Source organism: Halorussus aquaticus, from assembly GCF_024218795.1.
In the GTDB taxonomy this organism is placed as follows: domain Archaea; phylum Halobacteriota; class Halobacteria; order Halobacteriales; family Haladaptataceae; genus Halorussus; species Halorussus aquaticus.
In genome coordinates this window covers 172973-198996 of the sequence record NZ_CP100400.1, presented here as the reverse complement: position 1 = coordinate 198996, position 26024 = coordinate 172973, and the positions used below count along the sequence as shown (strand labels likewise).

Annotated in this window: 29 protein-coding genes; 17 read left to right on the top strand and 12 right to left on the bottom strand. The window is 66.9% G+C overall.

Translation table 11 applies throughout. From position 1 onward, the window contains the following. Positions 1 to 23: 23 nt before the first annotated feature. Genes NGM06_RS01000 through NGM06_RS00990 form a run of 3 tightly spaced genes read left to right on the top strand, consistent with a single transcriptional unit; the run spans position 24 to position 2430 of the window. Positions 24 to 1703, top strand: coding sequence for a GTPBP1 family GTP-binding protein (locus tag NGM06_RS01000; protein ID WP_254268517.1), 1680 nt, complete (start codon positions 24 to 26; stop codon positions 1701 to 1703). A gap of 3 nt (positions 1704 to 1706) precedes the next feature. Continuing rightward, entirely contained in the window at positions 1707 to 2027 is a 321-nt protein-coding gene (locus NGM06_RS00995) for a hypothetical protein (protein ID WP_254268516.1), read from the top strand. A gap of 46 nt (positions 2028 to 2073) precedes the next feature. Next, positions 2074 to 2430 carry a hypothetical protein gene (locus tag NGM06_RS00990; RefSeq protein WP_254268515.1) on the top strand — a complete coding sequence of 119 codons (357 nt, stop codon included), beginning with the start codon at positions 2074 to 2076 and terminating at the stop codon, positions 2428 to 2430. Here NGM06_RS00990 and NGM06_RS00985 read toward each other — a convergent pair whose 3' ends face one another. Continuing rightward, on the bottom strand, positions 2431 to 3207 hold the full coding sequence (locus NGM06_RS00985) for an HAD family hydrolase (RefSeq protein ID WP_254268514.1): 777 nt from the start codon (positions 3205 to 3207) through the stop codon (positions 2431 to 2433). 109 nt (positions 3208 to 3316) lie between these two features. Here NGM06_RS00985 and NGM06_RS00980 point away from each other — a divergent pair, with 109 nt between their 5' ends. The 6 genes from NGM06_RS00980 to NGM06_RS00955 all read left to right on the top strand — a co-directional run bounded on the left by NGM06_RS00980 (position 3317) and on the right by NGM06_RS00955 (position 6972). Next, the gene (locus NGM06_RS00980; RefSeq protein WP_254268513.1) at positions 3317 to 4222 is read left to right on the top strand and encodes a magnesium transporter CorA family protein; all 906 of its coding nucleotides are present in this window, start codon (positions 3317 to 3319) and stop codon (positions 4220 to 4222) included. Continuing rightward, the gene (locus NGM06_RS00975) at positions 4219 to 4860 is read left to right on the top strand and encodes a DUF8135 domain-containing protein (RefSeq protein ID WP_254268512.1); all 642 of its coding nucleotides are present in this window, start codon (positions 4219 to 4221) and stop codon (positions 4858 to 4860) included. Before NGM06_RS00980 ends, NGM06_RS00975 begins: the two co-directional genes overlap by 4 nt. 40 nt (positions 4861 to 4900) lie before the next feature. Beyond that, complete coding sequence (locus NGM06_RS00970) at positions 4901 to 5416, top strand: DedA family protein (RefSeq protein ID WP_254268511.1); 516 nt, start codon at positions 4901 to 4903, stop codon at positions 5414 to 5416. A 98-nt stretch (positions 5417 to 5514) separates the two neighbouring features. Then, positions 5515 to 5844: a transcription factor S gene (locus NGM06_RS00965; RefSeq protein WP_254268510.1), complete on the top strand. Its 330-nt coding sequence runs from the start codon at positions 5515 to 5517 to the stop codon at positions 5842 to 5844. A gap of 95 nt (positions 5845 to 5939) precedes the next feature. Beyond that, on the top strand, positions 5940 to 6608 hold the full coding sequence (locus NGM06_RS00960) for a helix-turn-helix domain-containing protein (protein ID WP_254268509.1): 669 nt from the start codon (positions 5940 to 5942) through the stop codon (positions 6606 to 6608). A gap of 55 nt (positions 6609 to 6663) precedes the next feature. Beyond that, entirely contained in the window at positions 6664 to 6972 is a 309-nt protein-coding gene (locus tag NGM06_RS00955; RefSeq protein ID WP_254268508.1) for a HalOD1 output domain-containing protein, read from the top strand. 271 nt (positions 6973 to 7243) lie between these two features. On the opposite strand, the gene NGM06_RS00950 is transcribed toward NGM06_RS00955, so the two are convergent. Beyond that, positions 7244 to 7633, bottom strand: coding sequence for a DCC1-like thiol-disulfide oxidoreductase family protein (locus NGM06_RS00950; protein ID WP_254268507.1), 390 nt, complete (start codon positions 7631 to 7633; stop codon positions 7244 to 7246). 184 nt (positions 7634 to 7817) lie between these two features. Here NGM06_RS00950 and NGM06_RS00945 point away from each other — a divergent pair, with 184 nt between their 5' ends. Then, entirely contained in the window at positions 7818 to 8819 is a 1002-nt protein-coding gene (locus NGM06_RS00945; RefSeq protein WP_254268506.1) for a hypothetical protein, read from the top strand. Positions 8820 to 8834: 15 nt separating this feature from the next. Here the strand turns inward: NGM06_RS00945 and NGM06_RS00940 are convergent, their stop codons facing one another. Then, positions 8835 to 10352: an RAD55 family ATPase gene (locus NGM06_RS00940; RefSeq protein ID WP_254268505.1), complete on the bottom strand. Its 1518-nt coding sequence runs from the start codon at positions 10350 to 10352 to the stop codon at positions 8835 to 8837. 190 nt (positions 10353 to 10542) lie between these two features. On the opposite strand from NGM06_RS00940, the gene ppc reads away from it, so the two are divergent. Continuing rightward, the gene (gene ppc / locus NGM06_RS00935; RefSeq protein WP_254268504.1) at positions 10543 to 13236 is read left to right on the top strand and encodes a phosphoenolpyruvate carboxylase; all 2694 of its coding nucleotides are present in this window, start codon (positions 10543 to 10545) and stop codon (positions 13234 to 13236) included. A 27-nt stretch (positions 13237 to 13263) separates the two neighbouring features. Here the strand turns inward: ppc and NGM06_RS00930 are convergent, their stop codons facing one another. Then, on the bottom strand, positions 13264 to 14826 hold the full coding sequence (locus NGM06_RS00930) for a methyl-accepting chemotaxis protein (RefSeq protein WP_254268503.1): 1563 nt from the start codon (positions 14824 to 14826) through the stop codon (positions 13264 to 13266). A 105-nt stretch (positions 14827 to 14931) separates the two neighbouring features. Between NGM06_RS00930 and NGM06_RS00925 the strand changes: the two genes are divergently transcribed. Then, positions 14932 to 15522: a hypothetical protein gene (locus tag NGM06_RS00925; RefSeq protein ID WP_254268502.1), complete on the top strand. Its 591-nt coding sequence runs from the start codon at positions 14932 to 14934 to the stop codon at positions 15520 to 15522. A 161-nt stretch (positions 15523 to 15683) separates the two neighbouring features. Continuing rightward, positions 15684 to 16202, top strand: coding sequence for a hypothetical protein (locus NGM06_RS00920; protein ID WP_254268501.1), 519 nt, complete (start codon positions 15684 to 15686; stop codon positions 16200 to 16202). Between the two features lie 51 nt (positions 16203 to 16253). On the opposite strand, the gene NGM06_RS00915 is transcribed toward NGM06_RS00920, so the two are convergent. From NGM06_RS00915 to NGM06_RS00905, 3 genes are all read right to left on the bottom strand, one after another. Further along, positions 16254 to 16706, bottom strand: coding sequence for a phosphate-starvation-inducible PsiE family protein (locus NGM06_RS00915; RefSeq protein ID WP_254268500.1), 453 nt, complete (start codon positions 16704 to 16706; stop codon positions 16254 to 16256). A gap of 376 nt (positions 16707 to 17082) precedes the next feature. Further along, positions 17083 to 17400, bottom strand: coding sequence for a cupin domain-containing protein (locus NGM06_RS00910; RefSeq protein ID WP_254268499.1), 318 nt, complete (start codon positions 17398 to 17400; stop codon positions 17083 to 17085). A gap of 648 nt (positions 17401 to 18048) precedes the next feature. After that, positions 18049 to 18267 carry a DUF8142 family protein gene (locus NGM06_RS00905; protein ID WP_163520087.1) on the bottom strand — a complete coding sequence of 73 codons (219 nt, stop codon included), beginning with the start codon at positions 18265 to 18267 and terminating at the stop codon, positions 18049 to 18051. A 142-nt stretch (positions 18268 to 18409) separates the two neighbouring features. Between NGM06_RS00905 and NGM06_RS00900 the strand changes: the two genes are divergently transcribed. Next, the gene (locus NGM06_RS00900) at positions 18410 to 19105 is read left to right on the top strand and encodes an MBL fold metallo-hydrolase (RefSeq protein ID WP_254268498.1); all 696 of its coding nucleotides are present in this window, start codon (positions 18410 to 18412) and stop codon (positions 19103 to 19105) included. A gap of 63 nt (positions 19106 to 19168) precedes the next feature. Beyond that, positions 19169 to 19804, top strand: coding sequence for a class I SAM-dependent methyltransferase (locus NGM06_RS00895; RefSeq protein ID WP_254268497.1), 636 nt, complete (start codon positions 19169 to 19171; stop codon positions 19802 to 19804). Positions 19805 to 19822: 18 nt separating this feature from the next. Here the strand turns inward: NGM06_RS00895 and NGM06_RS00890 are convergent, their stop codons facing one another. The 3 genes from NGM06_RS00890 to pyrG are packed head-to-tail and all read right to left on the bottom strand — an operon-like array spanning position 19823 to position 22759. Next, positions 19823 to 20143, bottom strand: coding sequence for a DUF7126 family protein (locus NGM06_RS00890; RefSeq protein WP_254268496.1), 321 nt, complete (start codon positions 20141 to 20143; stop codon positions 19823 to 19825). A gap of 10 nt (positions 20144 to 20153) precedes the next feature. Continuing rightward, positions 20154 to 21071: a glutamine-hydrolyzing GMP synthase gene (guaA, locus tag NGM06_RS00885; protein ID WP_254268495.1), complete on the bottom strand. Its 918-nt coding sequence runs from the start codon at positions 21069 to 21071 to the stop codon at positions 20154 to 20156. After that, positions 21071 to 22759: a glutamine hydrolyzing CTP synthase gene (gene pyrG / locus NGM06_RS00880; protein ID WP_254268494.1), complete on the bottom strand. Its 1689-nt coding sequence runs from the start codon at positions 22757 to 22759 to the stop codon at positions 21071 to 21073. Before pyrG ends, guaA begins: the two co-directional genes overlap by 1 nt. A gap of 133 nt (positions 22760 to 22892) precedes the next feature. Here pyrG and NGM06_RS00875 point away from each other — a divergent pair, with 133 nt between their 5' ends. Beyond that, a complete protein-coding gene (locus NGM06_RS00875) occupies positions 22893 to 24008 on the top strand; it encodes a S1C family serine protease (protein ID WP_254268493.1) in 1116 nt (371 codons plus the stop codon). Between the two features lie 10 nt (positions 24009 to 24018). On the opposite strand, the gene NGM06_RS00870 is transcribed toward NGM06_RS00875, so the two are convergent. Both NGM06_RS00870 and NGM06_RS00865 read right to left on the bottom strand, forming a co-directional pair. Then, entirely contained in the window at positions 24019 to 24375 is a 357-nt protein-coding gene (locus NGM06_RS00870) for a hypothetical protein (RefSeq protein ID WP_254268492.1), read from the bottom strand. Positions 24376 to 24405: 30 nt separating this feature from the next. Beyond that, positions 24406 to 25020 carry an alpha/beta hydrolase gene (locus NGM06_RS00865; protein WP_254268491.1) on the bottom strand — a complete coding sequence of 205 codons (615 nt, stop codon included), beginning with the start codon at positions 25018 to 25020 and terminating at the stop codon, positions 24406 to 24408. A gap of 174 nt (positions 25021 to 25194) precedes the next feature. On the opposite strand from NGM06_RS00865, the gene NGM06_RS00860 reads away from it, so the two are divergent. After that, positions 25195 to 26019: a PspA/IM30 family protein gene (locus tag NGM06_RS00860; RefSeq protein WP_254268490.1), complete on the top strand. Its 825-nt coding sequence runs from the start codon at positions 25195 to 25197 to the stop codon at positions 26017 to 26019. The last annotated feature ends 5 nt before the right edge of the window (positions 26020 to 26024 follow it).

The window sequence follows — 26024 nt, the reverse complement described above, 5'->3', positions numbered from 1 at the left end:
TGTCGCCGCCCCAATCCGGTCGTATGTGCCCTAACCGGGCCGTATTGCAAAGCGCCCTCGAACGCGGCGAACAGGAGGGCGGCAGCGTCGAGTTCAAAGAGCGACTCACCAAGGAACTCCACCTCGCCGAGGGCCGGATGGAGAGTCTCGCGGCCCAACTCCGCCATCGAGTGCTGTCCGGCGACGGCGAGGCCACGTACGTCGTGGGCGTGACCGACGACGGCGGTATCGCCGGAATCAGCCACGAGGACTTCTCGGAGTCGATGGACGTGCTGAGCCTGCTCGCCGAGGAGGCGGGCGCGCACATCGAGGACGTCCAGACGTGGGGCATCGCCGACGACGGGTCCGCGACCGAGCGCGACGAACTGTTCGTGAGCAACCGCAGCGAGGGCCACGACGCCGACGGACTGGTCGGCGTCGCCACCGTCCGCGAGGGCGCGATGCTCGACACCGACAGCGAACACATCGTGGTGGGGACGGCGGGCCACGTGGACCACGGCAAATCGACGCTGGTCGGCACGCTCGTGACCGGCCAACCCGACGACGGCGAGGGCGGCACGCGGGGCTACCTCGACGTGCAACCGCACGAAGTCGAGCGCGGCCTGTCGGCCGACCTCTCCTACGGCGTCTACGGTTTCGACGGCGAGGGACCGGTCCGGATGGACAACCCCCACCGGAAGTCCGACCGCGCTCGCGTGGTCGAGGAGAGCGACCGACTGGTCTCGTTCGTGGACACGGTGGGCCACGAACCGTGGCTCCGGACCACGATTCGGGGACTCGTTGGCCAGAAACTCGACTACGGCCTACTGACCGTCGCCGCCGACGACGGGCCGACCAAGACGACCCGCGAGCACCTCGGGGTCCTGCTCGCCACCGAACTCCCGACCATGGTGGCCATCACGAAGGCCGACATCGTGGACGACGAGCGCGTGGCCGAGGTCGAGCGCGAAGTCGAGCGCCTGCTGCGGGACGTCGGCAAGACGCCGCTCCGCGTCGAGCGCCACGGCGTGGACGCGGCGGTCGAGGAGATAGACGAGAACGTCGTGCCGGTCGTCACGACCAGCGCGGTCACGATGGAGGGACTCGACGCGCTCGACGAACTGTTCGAGCGCCTGCCGAAGACGACCGCCGACTCGGGCGAGTTCCGGATGTACATCGACCGGACCTACTCGGTGACGGGGGTCGGCGCGGTGGCCTCCGGGACCATCATGTCGGGCGAAGTCGAGGCGGGCGACGAACTCCTGCTCGGCCCGATGGCCGACGGCGCGTTCCGCGAGGTCGAAGTCCGGTCCATCGAGATGCACTACCACCGGGTGGACAAGGCCAAGGCGGGCCGCATCGTCGGCATCGCGCTGAAGGGCGTCCGCGAGGCCGACGTGGAGCGCGGGATGGTCCTGCTCCCCGCGGACGCCGACCCCCAGCCCGTCCGGGAGTTCGAGGCCGAGGTCGTGGTGTTGAATCACCCGACCCGCATCGGCGACGGCTACGAACCCGTCGTCCACCTCGAAACCATCAGCGAGGCCGCGGAGTTCCACCCCCGAGGCGGCCAACTCCTGCCGGGCGACTCGGGCGCTACCACGGTCCGGTTCAAGTTCCGGCCCTACCTCGTCGAGGAGGGTCAGCGGTTCGTCTTCCGCGAGGGCCAGAGCAAGGGCGTCGGCACCGTGACGGGACTGAATCCGGGCGACGACGCCGACGACTGACCCGTGGACCGAGACCGCGCCGTCGAACTGGCCACGATACTTCTCGCTGGCGTCCTGTTCGTCCTGAGTGCGATCGGTCTCGTCGTCGCGGTCCGCGGCGGCGACGGAGTCGTCTCGGCGCTGTTCGGGGTCTACCTCACGGGGCTCCTGCTCGCGGGCGTCCTCCGGGACGCGACGAACGCGCGGGGCTGGCAACTCGCGTTCTTCGGCGGCGTCGCGGTCTGGGGCGGCTACGAGTACGCGACTGCGGGCGACCTGTTCTCGCTGTTGCTCGCGGTGGTCGGAGTCGCGATGGTCGCCGCGAACCTGCGCGACCTCCGATAACACTGAGACACCGACGCTTTTTACGTCAGCGTTCGCACACTCCGGCATGGCCCGACGCCCTCCCGAACGAGCGCAGCTCGACGTCACGGCGCTCTCGAAAGTTCTCGTGAGTCTGCTCTTTCTGGCCGCGCTGGCGGCCGCGGTCTCGCAGGTTCTGGCCGGAGACTTCGATACCGATTCACTGCTGACCAACGTGGCCTCGCTCTACGTCACCGGGACGCTCGCAGTCGGTGTCTTCCGCGGCGCGACGGACGCCCGGCGCTGGCAGGCCGCCTTCTTCGGCGGACTGGCCGCCTTCGGTCTGGTCCAGTACCTCGCGTCTGGCGACCGATTCCACCTGCTGTCTATGGTCGCAGGTGGGGCGATGATTCTGGGCCTCCTGTTCGACGTTTTCCCGGAGTAACTACCGCCACGGCACCTCTCGGAGTTCCGCGAGCGACGGCAGCGAGTAGTGCGGTGCAGGGTCCGGTTCCGCGTCCGCCTCGGCGGGCACCCAGACCGACTGCAGTCCCGCCGCGTGCGCCCCGGCCACGTCCGACGACAGGGAGTTGCCGACGTGGACCGCGCGGTCGGCCGCGGAGTCCAACTCCGTCAGCGCGACCTCGAAGGGTTCGGGGTCGGGTTTCGCGGCGGCGTCGTGGCCCGCGAACACCACCGTCTCGAAGCGGTCGGCCAGTCCCGCGGCCTCCAGTTTCGTGGTCTGCATCTCCGGCGGACCGTTGGTCACGACGCCGAGCGCGTGGTCGTCGGCCAGCGCGTCCACGACTTCGACCGCGCCCGGCAGGCACTCGACCCGCGACTGGTCGCGCTCCGCGGCGAAGGCGTCGGCGACCCGGCGGCCGAGGTCGGGGTCGCGCCCGTGACCCTCGGCGATTTCCGCGAAGCAGTTCGCCCGGCCCTCGACGATGGAGACGCCGGGACCGAGGTGGTCGCCGAATCGGTCGAGGTACTCCGTCACGTCGAAGAACGGTTCGACGCCCGCGGACTCGAAGGCGAGGTCGAGCAGTCGCTCGGTCGAGCGCTCGTACTCCACCAGCGTCCCGTCGAGGTCGAAGAGGACCGCGTCCACCTCGCCGGACGTTCGGTCGGCGGCGACTCGGTCGCCGGACGCGGAGTCGTCCGAGGTGGAATCGTCGGTAAGCGCGGATTCGTCGTCGGAGGTATGGTCGTCCGCGGACATGTCGTCTATCGGCTGTCAGACCGCACGGTGAAAAATCGTGTCGATAGCCGACCGCACGGGTTCCGAAAGAGGCCAACCATTAAGTCGAGGCTGTGATAACTGAAACCGAATGGCTGGCGAAGATGTCGGCGAGTCGTCGGATGCGCCCGGCGATTCGCTGGAGGGGTGGCTCGACCGGAAGGCCGAGGAGTTGGGCGTGAGCCGAAGGGAACTGCTCGCGCGCCTCCGCGACGGCGACGCCGAGGGCGACGACGGCGAGGCGTTCGCCGCGCTGCGCCGGGAGTTCGGCGAGCGCCTCTCGGCCACGCAGGAGGAGTTCGAGACCCAACTGACCGAGGTGGAGACGGACCTCGCCGACGCCGAGAGCGACTTCGAGGAGAAGATTCAGGACGTGCGCGAGCGGGTGGTGCAGGTCAAACGCGAGACCGACGGGAAGGCCCCCGCCGACCACGACCACGACGACCTCCGCGAGCGGACCGAGGCGGTGGCCGACCGGGCCGACCGCCTCGCCGACGAACTCGACGCGCTGTCCGAGACGGTCTGGGACCTCGACGAGCGGGTCGAGAACGGGTTCGAGAACTACGAGGACGTGCTGGAGTACCTGACCGACGCGACCGACGACATCGAGACCAAACTCGCGACGCTGGCGGAGGTGACCGTCGAGTTGCGCGACCAGACCGAGACGCTGACCGCGCGTCACGCCGCGCGGGCGGCGGCCGACGAACTCGCCCACCTCGCCAACCGCCGGGGCGTCGAGAGCGCGAAGTGTGGCCACTGCAAGGAGACGGTCCACGTCGGCCTGCTGGCCGAACCGAAGTGCCCCCACTGTGCGAGTACGTTCAACGACGTGGAACCCAAGCAGGGGCTGTTCGGGTCGGCCAAACTCGTGGTAGGCGACCCGCCCGCGCTGGAGGGCGAGCGCGCCGACTGGGACCTCGGGAGCGTGACGGACGCCGACGGCCCGGACGTCGGCGACGAACTCGACGACATCCTCGGGGAGGACGGCGACGAATGAGCGACGACGACCAGAGCGACGATGGTGAGAGCGAACAGCGCCGTGACCGCGACGAGCGCGACCGCCCCGACGAACCGCTCGGCGACCTCGCCGCGGAGGTCCGGAAGCGAACCGGAAATCGGCGACCGGCCGACCGTCACTCGGAAGACCGGCCCTCGAACGACCGTCTCCCAATCGACAGCGCCTCGACCGACTCGCCCGAGTCGGCGGACGGCGCCGACAGGGACGGCCCGCTCGCCGACGTGGCCGCGGAAGTGGACGAACGGCGGCGCGAGGGTACGGACGAGGCCGACGCCTTCGAGTCGGTCGAAGTCGGGGCGTTGGACGGCGAGGAACTCTGGGACCGGTTGGCCGAGGCCGAGGACGACGCCGACGGGCCGACGGTGACGGTCGCGTCCGACGCCGCCGACCCGACCGAACCCGCCGCCGACCGCGACGTGCGGACGATTCCCAAGGCGACGTGTCACGGCTGTCCGCACTTCGGCGACCCGCCGGAACTCGCCTGCACCCACGAGGGGACCGAGATTCTGGCGATGCCCGACACCGACCACTTCCGAGTGGCCGACTGCCCGGTGGTGGTCGAGGGCGAGGAGGACATCGGCGACATCACCGCCGGGAACGCGGACGGCGGGGAGTGACGGCCGACCGGATTATCCCGACCGAGCGCCAACTCGGACCGTGTTCCAGAATCTCGGCGAGGTGGCACTGAATCTGGTCGAGCAGTACGGCTACCTCGCGGTGGCGCTGTTCACGTTTCTGGAGGCGTCGCTGCTGTTTCCGCTCCTGCCGAGCGAGGTCGTCGTGCCGGGCGCGGCGGCGCTCCTCGTCGGCGGTCCCGCGACGTTCGCGCTGTTCGTCGCGTCGGTCTGCGTCGGCACGACGGCGGGGAGTCTGTTCGCGTTCCACGTCTTCGGCGAGCGCGGGCGCTCTGCGCTCTCGGGCCGGGGCGGTCACCTCCGGATGTCGGAGGAGCGACTGGAGCGCGCGACGGGGTGGTTCCGGCGGTGGGGCGAGAGTTCGGTCCTCTGGGGCCGCCTGCTCCCGATTCTGCGGTCGGTGGTCTCGGTTCCCGCGGGTCTCGCCGGGATGGCCCGCTGGAAGTTCACGCTCTACTCGGCGACGGGCGCGCTGGCGTTCGGGGCACTCGTGGCGATAGCGGTGGAGACCGGACTGAGTCTGGTCGGCATCGCGTGACGGGGAAATCGCTCCACCCGGCCAGCGCAACGGACGCACAAAGTTCCGGAGAGCGCCCGAGCGTGTCGCTTATCAGGAACCGACCGCTACACTCGGTCATGCAATTCTGCGACGAGTGCGGTTCCATGATGAAGTCCATGGGGTCCAAGATGGTCTGTACGAACGACGACTGTCAGGACACCACCGACAAGGACGAGGAGAAGGCCGCGGAGTTCGTCTCGACCGAGGAACAGGGCGACTCCGAGGTGATAGAGACCTCAGAGGACGCCAACTTCGAGGGCAAGCCCACCGCCGACGACGTGATTTGCGACGAGTGCGGCCACGGGAAGGCGTGGTACACCATCAAGCAGACCGGGGCGGCCGACGAACCGCCGACGCGCTTCTTCAAGTGTCAGGAGTGCGGTTACCGCTGGCGCGAATACAGCTAGACGCGCCGTACTGACCGAACAGTCGGAACAGTCGTGTACTCGCGGGCGTTCTCCCCGGCGAAATACTCACCCCACTGCGACCGTAACGAACGATAATGGCGCTCATCGGCAGGGTCGAAACCGACTCTCAGCCCGGACAGGGGGCACTTCAGACCGTCCCGGAGATGGTACTGCGACTCGAAGACATCCGCTCGGACCACGACAGCGAGTGGCGAGTCATCTTCTGGGCGTCCGGCGACGACTTCGAGGCGTACGAGGCCGCGTTCGCCGACGACCCCGACGTGGCGGACTACGAACTCCTGACCGAACTGCCGAACCGGCGCCTCTATCGCGTCACGCTCGCCGAGGAGACCAACCAGCGAGCGCTCCACCCGATAGTGGTCGAACAGGACATCACGATTCTCGACCTCACGATGACGGCCGAGAAACTGCGCCTCCTCGCTCGCTTTCCGTCGCGCGAGGCGCTGGCCGCGTTCCGCGACGCCTGCCACGAGCGCGACATGGAGTTCCACCTCGAACAGCTCTACGACGAGGAGTCGGTCACGAACGACGGAGGCGTCGAGAGTCAGTACGGCGTCACGGAACCCCAGCGCGACGCGCTACTGCGCGCGCTGGAGGCAGGCTACTTCGACGTGCCGCGCGGGACGAAGATGGCGGCGATAGCCGACGAGATGGGCGTCTCGACCACGGCGCTGTCGAGGCGACTCCGACGCGGCCAGCGCAACCTCCTTCGGAACACTCTCGCTCAACAGACGAATACTTAAACCGTTGACTGGGTGAACGCCGCGGTGTTCGGTCGTCGGAACCGTACGCTATCCCATGACATCTACGAGTAACGCCAGCGACGGATGGCAGACCGAGGATACGTACTACTACCGAGCGTCGGGCGGCGAACCGCTTTCGGAGGCGGTCGTCGCCGCGGTCGCGGCGTTCTCCGACCGGAGTTCCGTGGGGAGCGACGCCGACGAGGCGCTCGAACCGCTCTACGGGACGATAGACCCAGACGCGCTCGACGTAATCTTCCGTGATACGACCGACGAACCCCGGTCGGGCACGGTCGAGTTCGCGTACAGCGGCCACGACGTGACCGTCAGAAGCGACGGACTCGTAACAGTCACCGAACAGTAGTGGCGTCGTCGCTCGACCGGTGACGCGGACGCATTGACGCCGCTGGGGTCAGCCTCGGCCGTCCGACCGCGACCCACGACCGCTGTCGTCTCGTTACTTCGTTCGCCCCTACGTCCCTCACCGTCGTCTACCATCGCTGGGAGTTCACCTCGCTCGCGGAGAAGTCGGAGACGGGGCACTGGTGGAACCGCGAGCGCGTCGGGGGCTACGTCCGACCTGCCCCGGCAGACGACCTGCGGACCGGACGCCGGATGCGTCGGCGCGGCGGTCGTTAATCGCGCCGGTCGGACTCCCCGCTCGCTGGCGGCGTCTTCGAGACGACCTGTCCGAGGAGGCCGCGGTGGTCCGCGACCTGCCGGTAGACGTTCTCTCGGAGGCGGTCGTAGTCCTCGAAGTTGCGGAGGAATCGGACGACTTGCGTCAGGTCGTCGCGGACCTCCGACCGGACTAACGCCTGTTCGAGCGACTCCCCGCAGGAGTACACTTCGCCGTCGGCCAGCAGGTGCGAACACTCCTCGTAGTCGTCGGGCAGTCGCTCGCGCTGTTCGTCGGTGAGTTGCGAGAACCCGACGATTCGGAGGTCCGACCGCCGCTCGAAGAAGTCGGCCCACCACGTGCAGAACCCGCAGTCGTCGTCGTAGACGAGCGTCGCGTCACTCATGGGCGAGCGAACGGGCGTCGGGAACTAATTCCTGCTGGAATCGTCCCTCGGCAGTCGTCGGCGTCGCGCGCAAGTTACCTATCGTCAGTGTTTCGAGAACCGCGTCTTCAGGTCGAAGCCCGAATTCAAGTTACAGCAAACGCCAAGGTATAAATATCGGCGCTGAATGTCTGACAGTGGAACAATGGGAGCGGACGTGACGGACCTCGTGGAGACAGTAACCTCGTCCGAGGAACCTACCGAAGTCGAGAGCATCTCGAACCACGAGTTGCCCGCCGAGATTCGAGCGCTGATAGACGAGTACGACGCCTTCGAGGGAAGCCGAGACCCGTTCCTCTGGAAGTGGGTCCACCGACTGACGCCCCACTTCACGTTCTCGTTCGTTCCCGACGACCGCGTCACCGAGGTGCGGACCGCCAAGACCCTCGGCACCGTCTTTATCACGATTCTCGACGACTTTCTGGAGAAAGACCGCGACCAAGAGACGTTCGACGAGGCGGCCAAGATTCCCCGCTCGGCCTACGAGATGGACCCCGACAGGGAAGGGGTCCAGTCCGAGCAGTTGCGATTCGCGAAGCGAGTCTGGGACGACCTCCGAGACGTTCTCGACGACGCGCCCCGGTCGGAGTTCTACCTGCCGCTGTTCCGGTTCGACACCCAGCAGGCGGTGGACGCGATACGGTACTCCTATCTACTCGGGCGGTATCCCGAACTCGCCAACTACCGGGAGTTGACCCTCCACGAGTCGCACAACGTCATGATGTTCGCGTACGCCGACATCGACCTGATGTTCTCGCCGGTGCTCCCGACCGACGACTTGGCGCAACTCCGGCGCATGGTGTGGCAGGCCCAGATGATGGCCCGCATCGGCAACTGGGTGGCGACGTGGGAGCGCGAGATTCGGGAGACCGACTTCAGTTCGGGTCCCGTCGTCCACGCGCTCGAAGAGGGACTGCTGACCTACGACGAACTCGACCGACTCAGAGACGACCCCGAGTACCGCGAGGAGGTCGTCGAGCGACTCAGAGACGCCGACGTGGACGCGGCCTTCTTCGAGCGATGGCAGCGCCACTACGAGGAACTCGAACGACTCGCCGCGGACCTCTCGACCGTCGACGCCACGTCGTACGTCGAGGGGATGGAGACGGTCCTCCGGTACTTCATCTGGGGCAAAGGTCGGGTGTGAGGTCGGCGGCCAGAGTCACTCCGTCGGACGCGTGACCTCCACGTAGGGCGCGGTCTCGACGTGGTTGACGACGCCCATCGACTTCGTGGTCCCGGCGATGGACTTCTCGGCCTCGATGTACTGGATGTCGTTCTCGTGCTTCCACGTCCGGTACATGTGCTGGGCGTCGTAGACGAAGAACTCCGCGAGGTTCGTCTCCATGGTCTCGGGGTTGTGGATGTACGTCACGGTGTCCTCCTCGAACGAGACGTTCTCGCGCGCCCAGTAGTAGAGTTCCCGGACCTGCGGCGCGTCGAACCACCGGAGGAACGCCTCGGTGTACACCAGCGCGAGGACGGGCCGGTCGCGCCGGTTCGTGATGTCCCGCAGCACGCGCTTGACGAACGCCATCGACGCGGTCGTGCTCTTGCTCATGAGTCGACTGAGCAGGCCGCTGGACGACGCCGCGTAGACGTTCCGGTGGTCGGCGTAGGCGCCCCAAGCGTTGAACGAGTCGAGGACGAACAGCGAGTCCGAGTCGAGCAGGGCCGGAATTTCGTCCTCGTCGGCCGGGAGCATCGACTCGAACCGGGTCGGCGCGAGCGACGGCGACGGAACCAGCCAGATGCCCATGCCCGAGTCGATGGCGCTGGCGGCCATGCCGACGACCAGTCCGTCCACGAACGCCCGGCCGTCGTGTTCGAAGAGGACTCCGCTCCCCTTGGTGAGACCGCCGCTTATCTCGTCGAGACCGTCGAACCCGGTCGATATCACGTCGTTTCCGATGCCGAAGTCGTGGGTCCGGTTCTGGGGCGTCAGGAACACGCCGTCGTCGCCGATGCCGAGTTCGTACTCGCGGGTGTCGTGGTCCACGCCGCGCATCTTCACGACCCGGAGGAACCGGCGCGGGTTCCCCTCGACCGGACTCCGCCGGAGGCGAACGACGCCGTGCGTCGAGAACTCCAGAACCGTTCCCGGCGCGAGTCTGTCGTCCGAGTCGTCGCCGGAGACCAGCGATTCGGCCGTGAGTAGCGACGTCGCCCCGAACTCGTCGGTGAACAGTCGAACGAGGTCGAGGATGGCGCGCTGGAAGAAGTGCGAATCGTCGCGGATACCCGCGAGACTCGCCGTGCTGTCGAAGACGACCCGGTCGCAGGGCGCGAACCGCGAGAGGTACTCCTCGACGTACTGCATCTCGAACGGCGCGGAGTACCCCTCGCCCAGAACCTCGTCGCCGTCCGTGGTCTGCATCGTCAGGTTCTGCTCGCCCTCCTCGATGGTTCGCCCGGTCCGGGCGTGGACGTGGACGATGGTCAGGTTCGGATGGTCGAGTTCGAAGTCGAACCCCTCGAACGACGACCGGAGTTCCTCGGCCGTCTGCTCGGTCGAGACGTAGAGACATCGGTCGCCGTCTGCCAGTCCCGCTTGGAGGAACTGCATCCCCAGCGTACTCTTCCCGACGCCCGGCCCGCCCGAAATCAGTATCGACCGATTTTCCGGAAAACCGCCGTCGAGGATTCGATCTAGAACGTCGCTCCCGGTAGAGACGGACATTTCTCGTTCGCTTCGGTACCGCGGCTTGAACTTAACACTTTACTTCGGTGGATTCACCGAAGAACACTAGTTAAAATAGCTTTTGGCCGATACACCCTCGGCCGAGATACGGGCACACATTAACTCGGATTCGAGTGGCAATTTTCACGGGTTCCCGACGTTTTAGCCCCACCGGCACGAACAGCGTGGTATGCAACTTCACGCCAGAGACGTGGGTCGAGACGTCCGCGAACTCGGCGCACTTCTCGGAGACGTACTGGAAGCCCAGACCTCGGCCGAGGCGTTCGACGTGGTCGAGTCGGTGCGCACCGAAGCCATCGACTACCGGCGCGAAAACGTCGAGAGCCGCGACGCGCTACGGGCCGAACTCGCCGACTTACCGCCCGAGCGCGCCGGTATCGTCGCCCGCGCGTTCGCCACGTACTTCGAACTCATCAACCTCGCCGAGGAACGCGAACGGGTGCGGGCCATCCGGGAGGGGTCCCAGAACGGAACCTTAGCCGACAGCGTCGCCGACACCGCAGAGACGCTGGCCGAGGCGGGCGCGGACGAGGCGGAGGTCCAACAGGTACTCGACGACGTGCTGGTCGAACCGACCTTCACCGCCCACCCGACCGAGGCCCGGCGCAAGACGGTGAAGGCGAAACTCCGCGCGGTCGCCGACGACATCGAGACGCTGGACGAGCGACGACTCACCGACCGCGAGGAGTCGGCCGTCGAGCGCGACCTCGAAGCCGAGGTCACGAGTCTGTGGCAGACGCCACAGGTCCGCGAGCGCAGGCCGGAGGTCACCGACGAGGCGCTCAACGTCCAGTGGTACCTCGAAAATACGCTGTTCGACGTGGTGGGCGAGGTGTACGACGAACTGGAGCGCGAACTGGGCGAGGAGTTCGACTCGCTGGACATTCCCAAGCTCTTCGAGTTCCGGTCGTGGGCCGGGAGCGACCGGGACGGCAATCCGTTCGTCACTCCCGACGTGACCGCCGAGACGCTCGAACGCCAGCGCGAGGTCGTGGTGTCGCGCTACCGCGAGGAGTGCAAGCGCCTCTCGGGCGTCCTCAGTCAGGACGACGGGAGCATCGCCGTCAGCGAGGAGTTCGAGGCGCGCCTCGACGCCGACCGCGAGCGCCTGCCCGGCGTCGCCGCGGAGGCCGAGGAACGCTACCCCCACGAACCCTACCGCCAGAAGCTGAAACTGATGCGCGAGCGCCTCGACCGGGTGGGCGACGTGCGGCCCGGCGGCTACGACCACAGCGACGAACTGCTGGCCGACGTGGACGCCATCGCCGAGAGCCTTCGGGAGAACGGCGCGGGGGTCGTCGCCGAGGACAAGGTGGACCCCTTCCGGCGGCGGGTCGCCACGTTCGGTCTCTCGCTGGCGAGTCTCGACCTGCGCGACCATCAGAAGAACCACACCGAGGCGGTCGGCGAGGCGCTGGCGCGGGAGGGCGTCGAGTACGAGGCGATGGACGAGGACGAGCGCGTCGAGACCCTGACGGAGGCCATCCTTCAGGACGACCCGATTATCGACGTGTCGGACACCGACAACCTCTCGGACACCGCGAGTCGCGTCCTCACGCTGTTCGACCGGACCGCCGACTGGCAGGCCGAGTACGGCGTCGAGGCCATCGACACCTACTGCATCAGCATGACCGAGGAGCCGAGTCACGTCCTCGAAGTCCTGTTTCTGGCCGACCAAGCCGGAGTCGTGGACCTCCCGGGGTACTCGGGACTCGACGTGGTACCCCTGCTGGAAACCGAGTCGGCGCTGTCGGGCGCGCGCCGAATCATGGGCACGCTGTTCGAGAACGACGCGTACGCGGCCGCGGTCGAAGCCCGCGGCGGAACGCAGGAAATCATGCTCGGGTACTCGGACTCCAACAAGGAGAACGGCTTCCTCGCGGCCAACTGGAGCCTCTACCGCAACCAGAAGCGCCTCGCGGCCATCTGCGACGACTACGACGTGCGCATGCGCCTGTTCCACGGCCGCGGCGGGTCCATCTCTCGGGGCGGCGGTCCGATGAACGACGCCCTGCTCGCGCTCCCCAACGAGACGGTGACCGGCGAGGTCAAGTTCACCGAGCAGGGCGAGGCCATCGCCGAGAAGTACGCCAACCCCCGCATCGCCGAGCGCAACCTCGAACAGATGCTCGACGCTCAGTTGCGCGCCCGCCACGAGGCCATCCGCGACCCCGTCGAGGAGGTGCCCGACGAGTGGGTCGAGGCGATGGAGACCGCGGCCGACGCCGCGCGCGACGGCTACCGGGACCTGCTCGAAACCGAGGGGTTCGTCTCGTACTTCGAGGACGCGACGCCCATCGAGGTCATCGAGGAACTCAATCTCGGGTCGCGCCCGGCCTCCCGGTCGGGCGAGCGCACGGTCGAAGACCTCCGGGCGATTCCGTGGGTGTTCTCGTGGACGCAGGCCCGGTGCATCCTCCCCGGGTGGTACGCGCTGGCGGAGGGGCTAGACGCCTACCTCGACGACGGGGGTGACGTGGCGACGCTCCGAGAGATGTACGCCGAGTGGCCGTTCTTCCGGACGACGCTCGACAACGCCGCGTTGGCGCTGGCCCGGACCGACCTCGAAATCGCGAGCGAGTACGCCCGACTCGCGCCCGCCGACCGCCGGGAGGCGTTCTTCCCCCGAATCGAGTCCGAGTACGACCGCGCGGTCGAACTGGTGACCGAGATCACGGACCGGGACAGTCTGCTCAAGCGCGAGTGGCTCGAAGGGAGTCTGGAGCGGCGCAACCCCTACGTGGACCCGCTCAACCTGCTCCAGACTCAGTTGCTCTCACAGTCGCACCTGACGCCCGAGGAGGAGCGCACGCTGCGACTGACCGTCAAGGGAATCGCGGCCGGGATGAAGAACACGGGGTAGCGTCGCGCGCGCCCAAACCGACCGTCCTCAGAGCTTCGAGACCGTCTCGTCGAGTTCGGATATCATCATCACCTGTTCCTCGGTCGCGGCGGCGATGGTGTCCACCTCCTCGGACACCCGGTCGGCCTTCGCGGCGGCGTCGTCTATCATGCTCGCGACCTCCTCGGTGCTGGCGGCCTGCTGGTCGGTCGCGTCGGTGATTTCGCCCATCCCGGTCGCGGTCTCGGTCGCGGCGTCCACGATGCGCTCTAACTTGTCGCCGGTCTGCTCGACCGCGTCCACCGTGTCGGCGATGGACCGCTCGCTCTCGCCGAGACTGTCGAGGGTGCTCTGGGCGCGGTCCTCGATGCGCTCGACCATCGACTCGATTTCGGCGGCGCGGTCCTGTGACTCCTCGGCGAGCGTCTTGACCTCCTCGGCGACCACCGCGAACCCGTCTCCGGCCTCGCCCGCGCGGGCGGCCTCGATGGAGGCGTTGAGCGCGAGCAGGTTGGTCTGGTCGGCCACGTCGTTTATCATGTCCACGGCGTCGCCGATCTCCTCGACCGCGTCTTGAAGGGCCTGAGCGTCCTCCACGATGCTCTCGCGGGTCTCGTCGGTCTCTCTGGTCGCCTCGATGGCGCGCTGGCCGAGTCGCTGGCCCTCCTCGGCGAGTTGCTGGGCCTCGCGACTCTGCTCGCCGACCTCCTCGGCGCTGGCCGCTATCTCCTCGATGGTGGCGCTCTGCTTGGACACCTCGCTGGCGATCTGGCTCATCTGGTCGGACTGCTCGTCGGTGAGTTGGCTTATCTCTTGGGCGCTCGCGTTGACCTCCGCGGTCGAGTCGTCGAGGTCCGCCACGGTCGCGCGGGTCCGGTCGCCGATGGCGTCGGCGCGTTCGAGGTCCTGCTCCAGTTGTTCGGCGTCCTCGCGTAACGCCTCGACTTCCGAGCGCGTCTCGGCGTCGCCGAGTTCGTAGGCGTCGAGACCGACGCTCACGTCGAGCGCGAACAGTCGCGCTAACGACGTGACCTGTTCGAACGTCTCGCCGACGCGAGCGTCCACCTGCTCGACCAGCGCGTCGATGCTGTCGCCTTCCGAGTCGTCGCCGACGACCGCGCCGCCGTCGGTCTCCGCCTCGGTCTCGCTCGGCGCGAGTTCTCTGACGGTCTGCTCGACCTCCGCCCGCAACGTCTCTCGCAGCGCGGGCAGGACCGCCTCGAACCACCGGGCGTGACCGCAGAGATACGCCGACGGCGGAAGGTCGAGTTCGTCGTGGGCCGCGCCGAACCGTCCCCGCTCGGCGAAGAAGTCGGCATCGTACGTCTCTCCGGCCGTGCGGCCGATTCTGGAGTCGGCCGAACCCGTGCCGAGGTCGGTCAGCGACGCGCCGAGGTCGGCCAGCGCCGCGGCCTGCTCGTCGTCCACGTCTTCGCGGGGCGCGTACGCATCCCGGAGTCGGTCGGCGACTGCACCGTCTCGCTCGTCGAACGGGAGCGACGAGAGCGCGTCGGCGTCGGCCGCGTCGAAGCCGACCAGCGATTTTCGGGCGTCGAGTTCCGCCGACGAGACGGCCACGGTCGGTGCCGCCTCCTCGAATATTCCAGACATTTTGTTGCTTGCTTAGTGTACACGATTGTATTTAAATTATTCCCGTCTCCGACGACGGCGACAACCGTTACGAACGTCGATACTGTGACTCCCAACGGTGGGAAAATGAGCGACGAACACGACACGAATCTCGACCGGCGGAGTTTCCTGAAGAACAGCGCAGTGGGAGCGTTCGGCTTCACAGGGTGGGCCGTGCAGGACGGAGACGGACAGGACGGAGAGAACGGTAGTGGTGACCGACCGCTCTACGTCCGCCGGATGGTGTTCCCGTTCCCGGAGCGACTCGACGGGGACCTCCGGCGGAAGATAATCATCATGACCGACCGGAAGGACACCCGCCCGGACTCGCTAGAGGACGTGAACGTGGACGCGGTGGACAACTGCAACTTCAGCGGCGACTGGCCGCCCGCGGAACTCAACGTCTGGGAGGGAATCATCGTGGACTGGAAGAACGCCGGAAGGATGGTGGGGTTCTACGGCGGGAACCCGACCGTGGAGGCGACGCAGTTGGTCGAGCGCAACACCATCTTCGTCGAGAACCAGCCGACGAACATCCCGCTCGGGACGCCGTTCATCGTCGACACCGTGGACAAGTGTCCCGGCGACCTCGTGGGCGTCGAAGCCACCAAGGTGCCGGGAATCGAGGTCCAGACCGGCCCGGGCGAGAGCACGGGCGAGGCCACGAACGACAGATAAGTCGCTGTCAGACCGGCTCCAGTCCGGACTGCCAGTCGTCCGGTCGTTTTCTCCGGCGGTCGTCGAGGCACTCCGGGAAGCGAACGCTTTTAGCGCGCCGCGGACCGAACCGGAACCGTGCGCGAGCGACCGAACCGACGCGCCCGCCCGGAGGTGCGACGATGAGCGCGGACGACGCGAGCGAGACGCGAGTCGAGGTGTACCCCGGACGGGAAGCTATCGTGGAGTTCGACCTCGACCTCACCTTCGAGTGCGTCGAGGAGTGTACGTGGTGCTGTCGCCACGGCGTCCTGCTGTACGACGAGGACTTCTTGGAACTGGCCGAACGCGCGGACCTGAGCGCGGCGACGACCCAGTTCCGAGGGGAAGACTTCGTGATTCGGGAGGAGAAAGACCGCGACGACCACGTCGCCGACGACGGCGCGGCCTGCTACTTCCTCCGGGAGGACGGTCTCTGCGAACTCCACGCCGAACACGACTGGAAGCCGACGCGATGCTCGGTGTTCCCGCTGGCGGTGTCTCTCGAAGACGGCGAGATTCACGTCACCACCCGCGACGAGGCGTGGGAACACTGCGAAGGGATGAACGTGAGCGAGCGCCGGGTCGTCGAGAATCTGGACGCGTTCCTGCCGGAGTACCTCTGGGAACTGGACGACCCGGACACGAAGCGCGAACTCTGACCGGCGACTTCGTTCGCACTCGACCCGTGTCACCGCGTCCGGGTATCTGGCTCACTCCGCCGCTTCGTCTATCTCCTGATGGACGACCCAGAATCCGATGAGGAGGCCCAGCAGCAGGACGACGTAGACGCCAGCGATGGTGATGGCCTCCGTGGGACCGTAATCGTCGGGCTTGAAGGTGATAATCTGGCGCACGACCGCGATGAGACCCGCGTGTATCACCGCCATGACGACGCTCTGGGATTCCACGTACGCGACGACCGTCTGGTAGAGTTCGACGATGACGAACAGGTAGAGCACGATGTCGATGCTCGACCGGACGAGCGAGAGCGTCGCCGTCGTGTCGGTCACGTCGCGGACGAGTATCGACCGACCGATGACGAAGCCGAGGTTGACGACGCCGAGCAGGAGTAAGAGGGCCAGAAACGCCGCTATCACCGTCTGAAGAATCGTGATACCGCGTTCGAGCAGCCCCGTAAATCGGGTCGCCTCTATCCGGTCCATTCTGATGTAAGCGTCTCGGTCGCCCGGCGGAAGTCAGTTCCGCCCGGAAACCGCTCGAAGTCCGCGGGAGCGCTCGATACGCTTCCGAGAGACGTACCGTCCCGACGGGTCCCTCGCCGCTGGTCTCGTCCCGTAGACTCCCCTGCCAAGGTTCAAATACGGAGGCGCGACCAGTCCCGCCCGGACGCCTCGCGCGGTCGTCCGGAACCCGGCCCGGGGACCGCCAGTCCGACTACCCCGAGAGGGCTGAGCTAGACACCGAGTAGACGGGATCTGTGCGCCACTAACAACGTAGAATCGAGGTCGCGCGCTCCCAACCCGTCTGACTGCGTAGCGTGCCGTCTCGGCTGTCGGACGTATCCCACTCGGTCGAGCGTCAAGACGGGAGCGGACACAGACTCGCGGTCAGCACCGCGGTTTCGTCGGTCTCGTTGCGCGCGCCGTGGACCGCCCCGCGTTCGTGGAGGACCACGCCCGGGGCCTCGACGACTTCCTCGTCGTCGCCCTGTATCACGGTCACCGTACCGTCGAGGACGTGGAAGACGTTGGTCGCGTCGGCGTGGTCGTGGGCCGAGAGTTCCGCGCCGGGACCGAGCGCGAACGCCTTGACCAGCACGTCGTCTGTCACGGCCAATTCCGCGTCGAGAACCTCGCCCTCGTCGGGGTCGAGGTCGGGATAGCGGTCGAGTGCCATGCCGCGGCAAACGCGTCGGCGGCCCTTAAAAGTCGGTCCGGCGAGTCGGTTGCGGAGTCGGATAGCGGCAGCGTCGAACGCGATAAGTCCCGTACGTAGTCTGTAGCAAAGCGTGGGACGCAACCGAGAGGCCGGGTAGAGTCGAGTCTGAGCTATCGGTCGAATCGAAGTCGGCCGGGGCCGGGTCTGCCCGGCCGGGCGGTCGCCCCGAGAAAAGCGGGACGACCGCGTGGTTCGCAAGGGATAGCGCAGTCCGGCGGTCGATGGGTGCGGACGTGTGCCTCTGACGCGGCCAGATAGGAACGACGAGCGGACGCCGAGGCGGTCGGCCGTGGCGCTGACGGAAACCGGGCCGGTGGGCGGGTCCGGCCCGGCCGGGTGTGTGCGTCGTCGCTCGTCGCGCCGGGATGTGCGGTTGCGGTCGGACGCGCACCGCCGGGAGCGGAAACGACAGTGCGCCGGTCGCTACGACCGCATCAGTTCCAACGGTCGCGTCCCACTTCAACCGCGGCGACCGTCCAGATGGTTCAGGTCCGTTCACTGCCGGGATGAACGGTTGTGAACAGTTTAACTGCCGCGTAGGGGACCCGGCGGAGACTCAAGCACGGACTGAACCGAGAGAAGCCGGACGTACGGTTCGCGGTCTCGTTACGTTCGGTGTTCGCCCACGAACCCGGTCGAGAAGGCGATCCACGCCAACACGCTCACGAACAGAATCGGCGGCAGGATAGCGAACCCCCAGAGCGGATCGACGCCCCACGCGAGCAACAGTACGACGTCCGCCAGTCCCAGCGCCAAGAACGGCAGGACGGCCAACGCCGCCCGCGTCCGGTTTATCGACCCCGAGGACGGGAAACGGTTCTCCATGTTCGGAACAGTGGTCCGGACGGACAAAAAGTGCCCGCTCGCCAGTAGGGAGACCGCGTCCGCATCACGCCTCGTGAGGACCGTCTGTCGGAGCGGGTTCGCGGGGAACAGTGCTTTGACGAATGGTAACGTACGACTCGGTATGGCAACTGCGACCCAACTCGAAGCCGACCCCGGCACCGAAATGGGCGTCTGGTGGCTCGACCTCGGCGGCGTCAACGCCTACCTCGCAGACGACCACGGCGACCTCGTGTTGGTCGACGCCGGAACGCCGCGGAACGCCGACCAGATTCGGGACGGCATCCACGAGGCGGGCTATCGAGTCGCGGACGTGGCGCGCGTCCTCGTCACGCACTACGACTTGGACCACGTCGGCGCGCTGTCGAAACTCGGTCTCGACGCGCCGGTGTACGTCGGCCGGGCCGACGCCGAGATACTGGTCGGACGCCGGAAACCCGACTGGCGGAACCACAAGGGACTGCTCCAGCGGGTGAGCGACGCCCTCGTCTCGGTGCCCGACCTCCCCATCAGACCGGTCGAGGACGGCGACGAAATCGGGAGTTTCACCGCCTACCACACGCCGGGCCACTCGCCCGGCCACACGGTCTACGTCTCGGAGGACCCGAGCGTGGCGTTTCTGGGCGACCTCGTTCGCGAGAGCGACGGCCGACTGGAGGCCTCGCCGTGGGCGATGAGCTACGACACCGACGCGGTAAATCGGAGCGTTCGGCGGTTGGCCAGCGGCGTGCCCGACTTCGAGATGGCCGCGATGGGGCACGGGACGCCCATCATGCGCGGAGGCAGCGAGCGACTGCGGGAGTTGTCCGAGCGAGTGTAGCGAGTTGGGGACGGTTCCACACCTCCCCGAGACTTACGTGCGAGTGACGAGTGACTCGAACCGATGAGCGACAGAGACGCAGTTCGTCGCGCCTACGACGAGATGGCAGAGACGTACGCCGCCGAGCGGTCCGAGCGGGGACGGGGAGTGGAGATTCTGACGGCGTTCCTCGACGACCTACCGGATCGCCCTCGCGTGCTGGACGCCGGGTGCGGTCAAGGGACGCCGGTCCTGCGGCGACTCGCCGGGTCGGCCGACCCTGTCGGTCTCGACTTCTCGCGCGAGCAGCTCGGACTCGCGCGCGAGAACGTCCCCGGCGCACCGCTCGTCCGTGGCGACATGACCGCGCTCCCGTTCCGCGACGACGCCTTCGACGCCGTGACCGCCTACCACTCGCTGATTCACGTGCCGCTCGACGACCACGCGACGGTCGTCGAGGAGTTCGCGCGCGTCCTCCGGCCCGGCGGGCGCGTGCTGTTGACCGAAGGCGTCGAGGAGTGGTCCGGGAAGAACCCCGACTGGTTGGACAGCGGCGTCGAGATGCGGTGGGACATCGCCGGAGCGGAGGCGACGAAGTCGCAGTTGAGAGACGCCGGATTCGCCGTCGTCGGGGAGTGGCGCGCGACCGACAGACTGGCCGACGACGAGGCGGAGAAGCCGCTGTTCGAGGCTCGGTTGGAAGAAGAACCGCAAGAGTAGAGCGGGGTCGCGGGCGTCTCAGGCGGCCAGTTCCTCGGCCACCGCCTCGGCCGACAGCAAGGCGGGGTCCACGATGAGGTCTGCCTGTCCGCGCGCGAAGTCGGGCAGGTCGTCGTCGGTGTAGACGACCACCTGCACGCCCTCGTTGAGGTCCTTGGCGACGGGGATGACGGTCGCGCCCTCCGTCTCGGTCAGGACGAGGGCGTCGGCGTCGGTGATTCCGGCCTCTTCGAGCGCGGGCCGGTTCGCCACGGTCTCGATTCGCGTCAGTTCGACGCCCTCGGCTTCGAGGGCGTCGCCCAGTCCGTCTTCGTCCGGTCCGACGAGGATTGCCTTCATCGTCTCTGAATCACTCGTACTCGATGGTCGCGGGCGGTTTGTGGGTCACGTCGTAGACGACTCGCGAGACGTTGTCGTTCTGCCCGGTGATACGGCTCTGGATGCGCTGGAGGGTCTCCCAGTCGATTTCTTGGGCGCGAGCGGTCATGCCGTCGCGGCTCTCGACGGAGCGGACCGAGACCACGTAGCCGTGGACGCGGTTGTCGCCCTTGACGCCCGTGGCCTTGCCGAGGACCGCGGCGAACGCCTGCCACGGGTCGTACTCCGCCAACTCCTCTTCGACGACGTGAGTCGCCTCGCGGGCGACCTCCAACTTCTCGTCGGTGATCTCCCCGAGGATGCGGACCGCGAGACCCGGACCCGGGAACGGCATGCGCTCGGAGATTATCTCTTCGAGGTCGAGTTCGCGGGCGACCTCGCGGACCTCGTCCTTGTAGAGGTCCCGCATCGGTTCCACGATGCCCTCGAAGTCCACGACCTCGGGCAGGCCGCCGACGTTGTGGTGGGACTTGATGGTCCCCTCGCTCTCGATGCGGTCGGGGTAGATGGTCCCCTGCACGAGGAACTCCGCGCCCGTCTCCTCGGCGACCGTCTCGAACTCCCGGATGAACTGCTCGCCGATGACGTGGCGCTTCTCCTCGGGGTCGGTGACGCCGGCGAGCGCGTCGAGGAAGCGGTCTTTCGCGTCCACGATGCGGAGACTGTCCATGTAGGAGAACGTCTCGCGAATCTCGTTGGTCTCGCCCTTCCGCATCAGGCCGGTGTCCACGTAGACCGGGGTGAGCTGGTCGCCGACCGCCTCGTAGGCCAGCGCGGCCGCCGTCGAGGAGTCCACGCCGCCCGACAGCGCGATGACGGCGTCGGCGTCGCCGACCTGTTCGCGAATCTCTGCTATCTTCTCGTCGATGAATTCGTCCGTGTTGACCATCAGGCTTCGACCTCCTCGGGGTTGTTCGCGTCGGCTTCGGAATCCGTTTCGTCGTCAGTGCGCCCGTCGCGCCGGTCGAGGACCGCGTCGAGCAGTCCGACGAACGGCGGACTCGCGCGAGTCGGTCGCGACCGGAACTCGGGGTGGAACTGGGTGCCGAAGAAGTACGGGTGGCCCTCCAGTTCGAGTATCTCCATCCGGTTGCCCGACTCGCCGGAGAACACGAGGTCCGAGTCCTCGAACTCGTCGAAGTACTCGGGGTTGACCTCGTAGCGGTGGCGGTGGCGTTCGGTGCAGGAAGTGCCGCCGTAGACCTGCTCGGCCAGCGTCCCCGCCTCGATGTCGGTCTCGTGAGCGCCGAGTCGCATCGTCCCGCCGAGGTCTTCGAGGTCGTACTGCTCGGGCAGCAGGTCGATGACCGGGTGGGGCGTGTCTTCCTCGATTTCCGCGGAGTGAGCGCCCTCCAGTCCGAGGACGTTCCGGGCGTACTCCACGACCGCTAGCTGGAAGCCCAGACAGAGACCGAGGTAGGGCACGCCGTTCTCGCGGGCGTACCGGATGGCCTCGATTTTGCCCTCCGTGCCGCGGGAACCGAATCCGCCGGGCACGACGATGCCGTCGGCACCGTGGAGGCGCTCCTCGTGGTCCTCGGCCATCTTCTCGGAATCGACCCACCGGACGTTCACGTCGACGCTCTTCTCCAGTCCGGCGTGCTTGAGCGCCTCGTTGACGGACATGTAGGCGTCTTCGAGGTCGTACTTGCCGACGAGCGCGATGTCCACCTCGCCGTGGGTGTCCTGCGTGACGAGGTCACGCCACGTGTTGTCGCGTTCTTCGGGCGGGAGCGCCTCGTCGGAGAGGTCGAACCGGTCCATCACGTACTCGTCCAGTCCTTCCTCTTCGACCATCAGCGGGACGTGGTAGATGTCCTCCACGTCGGGGTTCGAGAACACCGCGTCGGTCGGCACGTCGCAGAACAGCGCTATCTTCTCCTTGGTCGAGGGGTCGAGTTCGTCCTCGCACCGGCCGACCAAGATGTCCGGTTGGAGACCGATGGACCGCAGTTCCTTCACGGAGTGCTGGGTCGGCTTGGTCTTCTGCTCGCCGTTCTTCGAGTAGGGGACGAGCGTGACGTGCGTGAGGAGGAAGTCTTCCTCGTCCTCCTCGTGGGCGAACTGCCGGAGGGCTTCGAGGAACGGCATGCCCTCGATGTCGCCCACCGTGCCGCCGACTTCCACGATGCAGACGTCGTGGCCCTCGGCGGCCTCGCGGACGCGGCGCTTGATGTCGTCGGTGACGTGCGGGATTATCTGGACCGTCTTCCCGAGGTAGTCCCCGGCGCGCTCTTTCTCGATGACGTGCTGGTAGGTCTTCCCCGTCGTGACGTTGTGGTCGAACGTCATGTCGATGTCGAGGAATCGCTCGTAGTTCCCCAGGTCGAGGTCCACCTCGCCGCCGTCTTTGAGGACGTACACTTCACCGTGTTGGAAGGGGTTCATCGTCCCCGCGTCCACGTTGAGATAGGGGTCTATCTTGACCGCGGTCACGTCGAACCCGGCGTTGGCGAGCAGACGGCCGGTGCTGGCGGCCGTGATGCCCTTGCCGAGTCCCGACATGACGCCCCCGGTGACGAAAATGAACTTGTTCCCGAGAGAAGGGTCGTAATCTGTTTCCGGTTCGGTCGGCATACCGAGTGTCGGCGTGCGTCGTTCAAAACGATTTCGGAGCGTCCAAGGGGCGTCAGACGGTAGCACGGTCGGAGACCGGGACACCGCGTTCTATCCCCAAGCTTCTTTGCGGGATAGTCGGGACGGTCAACTAATGCCAACGGAGTCTACGCGCCGGACCTTCCTCGGCGCGCTCGCGGCCGCGGCGACGGGAAGCGTCGCCGGTTGCTCGAACAACTCTCCGCCGTCCCGTAACGAGACGCGGTATCCGGTGAACCAGTCCCACGAGACGACTCTCCCGGCGCGCGACGCGTCGGACTCGACCGTCTCCGACTCGGAGAGCGTCTACACTCGGGTGTACCGGAAGACTTCCGACGCCGTCGCGTTGATTCGCACGCCCGACGGCTCGCAGGGGTCGGGGTTCCTCTACGACGCCACCCACTTCGTCACTAACTACCACGTCGTCGGCGAGGCCGACCGCGCGAGCGTCCAACTCAACGAGACCACCTCCCGAATCGGGCGAGTCGTCGGCCGCGACCCGCGGAGCGACCTCGCGGTCGTCGAACTCGGAAGTACGACCCAGACGGACCCCCTCTCGCTCATCGAATCCGAACCGACCATCGGGACCAGAGTCGCCGTCGTCGGGAGTCCGTACGGTCTCCGCGGGTCGCTCACCTCCGGCATCGTCAGCGGTATCGACCGACAGGTGCCGAGTCCGGCGGGCGACTACCAGATTCCGAACGCCATCCAGACCGACGCGCCGGTCAACCCCGGCAACTCCGGCGGTCCGCTGGTAGACCTCTCGGGGCGGGTACTCGGCGTCGTCAACTCCGGCGGCGGCGACAACATCGCGTTCGCCATCTCGGCGTCGCTGGTCCGTCGCGTGGTCCCGGCGCTGATCGAGGACGGCGAGTACGACCACCCCTATCTCGGAGCGCAGACCACGTCCGTGACCGAACTGGTCGCGCGGGCGAACGAGTTCCCCAACCCGAAGGGCGTTCTCGTCGTGGACGTTCCGTCGGGCGCTCCGGCCGAGGGGCAACTCAGACCCTGCACGGGCGTCCGTCGCGTCGAGGGGTTCCGCGTCCCGGTCGGCGGCGACGCCGTGCTCGCCATCGACGGCGAAGCGGTTCGCACCCCGAAGGCCCTCCACGCGTATCTCGCGCTCAACGCGAGTCCGGGCGAGACGCTGTCGGTTCGCGTCCGCCGCGACGGGTCGATTACGACCGTCCCGGTCGAAATCGGCGAGCGGCCCGAACTCGTCGTGTGACTGCTCTCGGTTACTCCTCGTCGTCCCAAAGGTAGGTCTGCCCGCCGCCCTCGTACGGTTCGTTCTTGGGATGAGTCGGCCCACCGCCGATTTTCTTGGCGTTGGCCCGGAGTTGGAGGACGAACGCGAGCAGGAAACAGACGTTCGCGGCGCTCCGGTACGGGAACTGCTCGAAGAACGTCGGGCAGTTCGGAGCGCACCGGTAATTGTTCGCCACGGCGAACGGGACCATCCCGAGGAAGACCAACGGATACGCGATTTCCTCCTCCAGTTTCAGCGAGTCACCCATCCGCACCGACGGGATTCCGAGCAGGAACCCGAGGCCCGACACGAGGAGGACGAGATTGACCGCCGGGAGCAGTTCCATACCGAAGCGTGACACTTCGCCGATATATCCTTATCGTTCTCCGAGTTCCTCGGCGAGGAACCCGCCGACGGCGTCGGCCACCTTCGCGTGCTGGCCGACGAAGAAGTGGTCCGCGCTCAGTTCGACCACGTCGTACTCCAACTCCCGCGCTCGCTCGACGACTGGTTTCCAGTTCACGGTGTCGTCGCGCGTCCCGTAGACGACCTGTACCGGCGCTTCGATGTCGTCGAGCGCGGCCACGGTGTCGAGGTCCTCGGCCAGTCGGTCCGTGGGCGCGAGCAGCGAGACGGCGTCGGGTTGCGGTTCGACGGTCGAGGCCGCGAGCGCGGCGACGGCAGTCCCGAAACTGAATCCGAAGATACCCACTCGGTCGTACCGGTCGCGCGCCCACCGGAGCGCGTTTCGGGCGTCCTCGCGCTCGCCGTACCCCTCGTCCCAGTCGCCGTAGTCGAAGCGGAGACAGGCGACGCCGCGGTCGGTGAGGAACTCGCTCACGGCGGTCAGGCGCGCGTCGCCGCGGTGACCTCGATGTTGGGGATGAGGCGGGCAGGCGACTACTACCGCGTCGGCGTCGTCGGACGCTGGGGTGTCGAGGGTCGCGCGCACGTCCCGGCCGCCGGGAATCGGCAGGTCCTCGGAGTTCATGCCCGAGTGTTGGGGAACGACTCGGAAAAGCGTTCTACTCCGGTCTCGGTCTCGCGCGCGGGTCGGTTGAGTCGGGACCCGGCGACCGCCACAGGAGTTCGAAACGGCACGCGTCCGTCTGACGACTGTTGGGGAGGTGAGGATTTTAAGGGTCAGGTCACGAAAGGGAGTTATATGGGAGTGCTTTCACGCCTGTCGTACGTCGTTCGGTCGAAGATAAACGCCGCGCTCAATCGGGCCGAGGACCCCTCCGAGACGCTCGATTACTCCTACGAACAGATGCGCGACGAGTTACAGGAGGTCAAACAGGGTATCGCGGACCTGACCACCCAGAAGAAGCGCTTGGAGATGCAGAAGCGCCGACTCGAAGAGAACGTCGAGAAACACAACGAGCAGGCCCGCGAGGCCGTGAATCAGGACCGCGAGGACCTCGCCCGGCGCGCGCTGGAGAAGAAGAAGCAGAAGATGAACCAGATAGAGGACCTCGAAGGTCAGATAGCCAGCCTCCAGAACACGCAGGACAACCTCGTCGAGAAGAAAGACCAACTCCAGAACCGCATCGAGGAGTTCCGCACCAAGAAGGAGAGCATGAAGGCCCGCTACGAGGCCGCCGAGGCCCAGACGCGCGTCTCGGAGGCCATGACCGGTGCGGGCGACGAGATGGAGGACGTGGGCCGCGCCATCGAACGCGCCGAGGAACGCACCGAGGACATGGAGGCCCGCTCGGAGGCGATGGACGAGTTACAGGAGTCGGGCGTCTTCGAGGACGCGCTCTCGGACAAGGACTCGCTCGACCGCGAACTCGAAGAGGTCCGAACCTCGGGCGAGGTGGACGCCGAACTCGAAACGCTCAAAACCGAGATGGGCAAGGGTTCGACCGACGCCGCCGACGCCGCCGACGCCGAGACCGCCGACGTCGAGACCGAAGTCGAAACCGAGAGCGCGGACGAGGACATCGAAGCCGAACTAGAGGAACTCAAGGACGACGAGGAGAACTAGCGCCG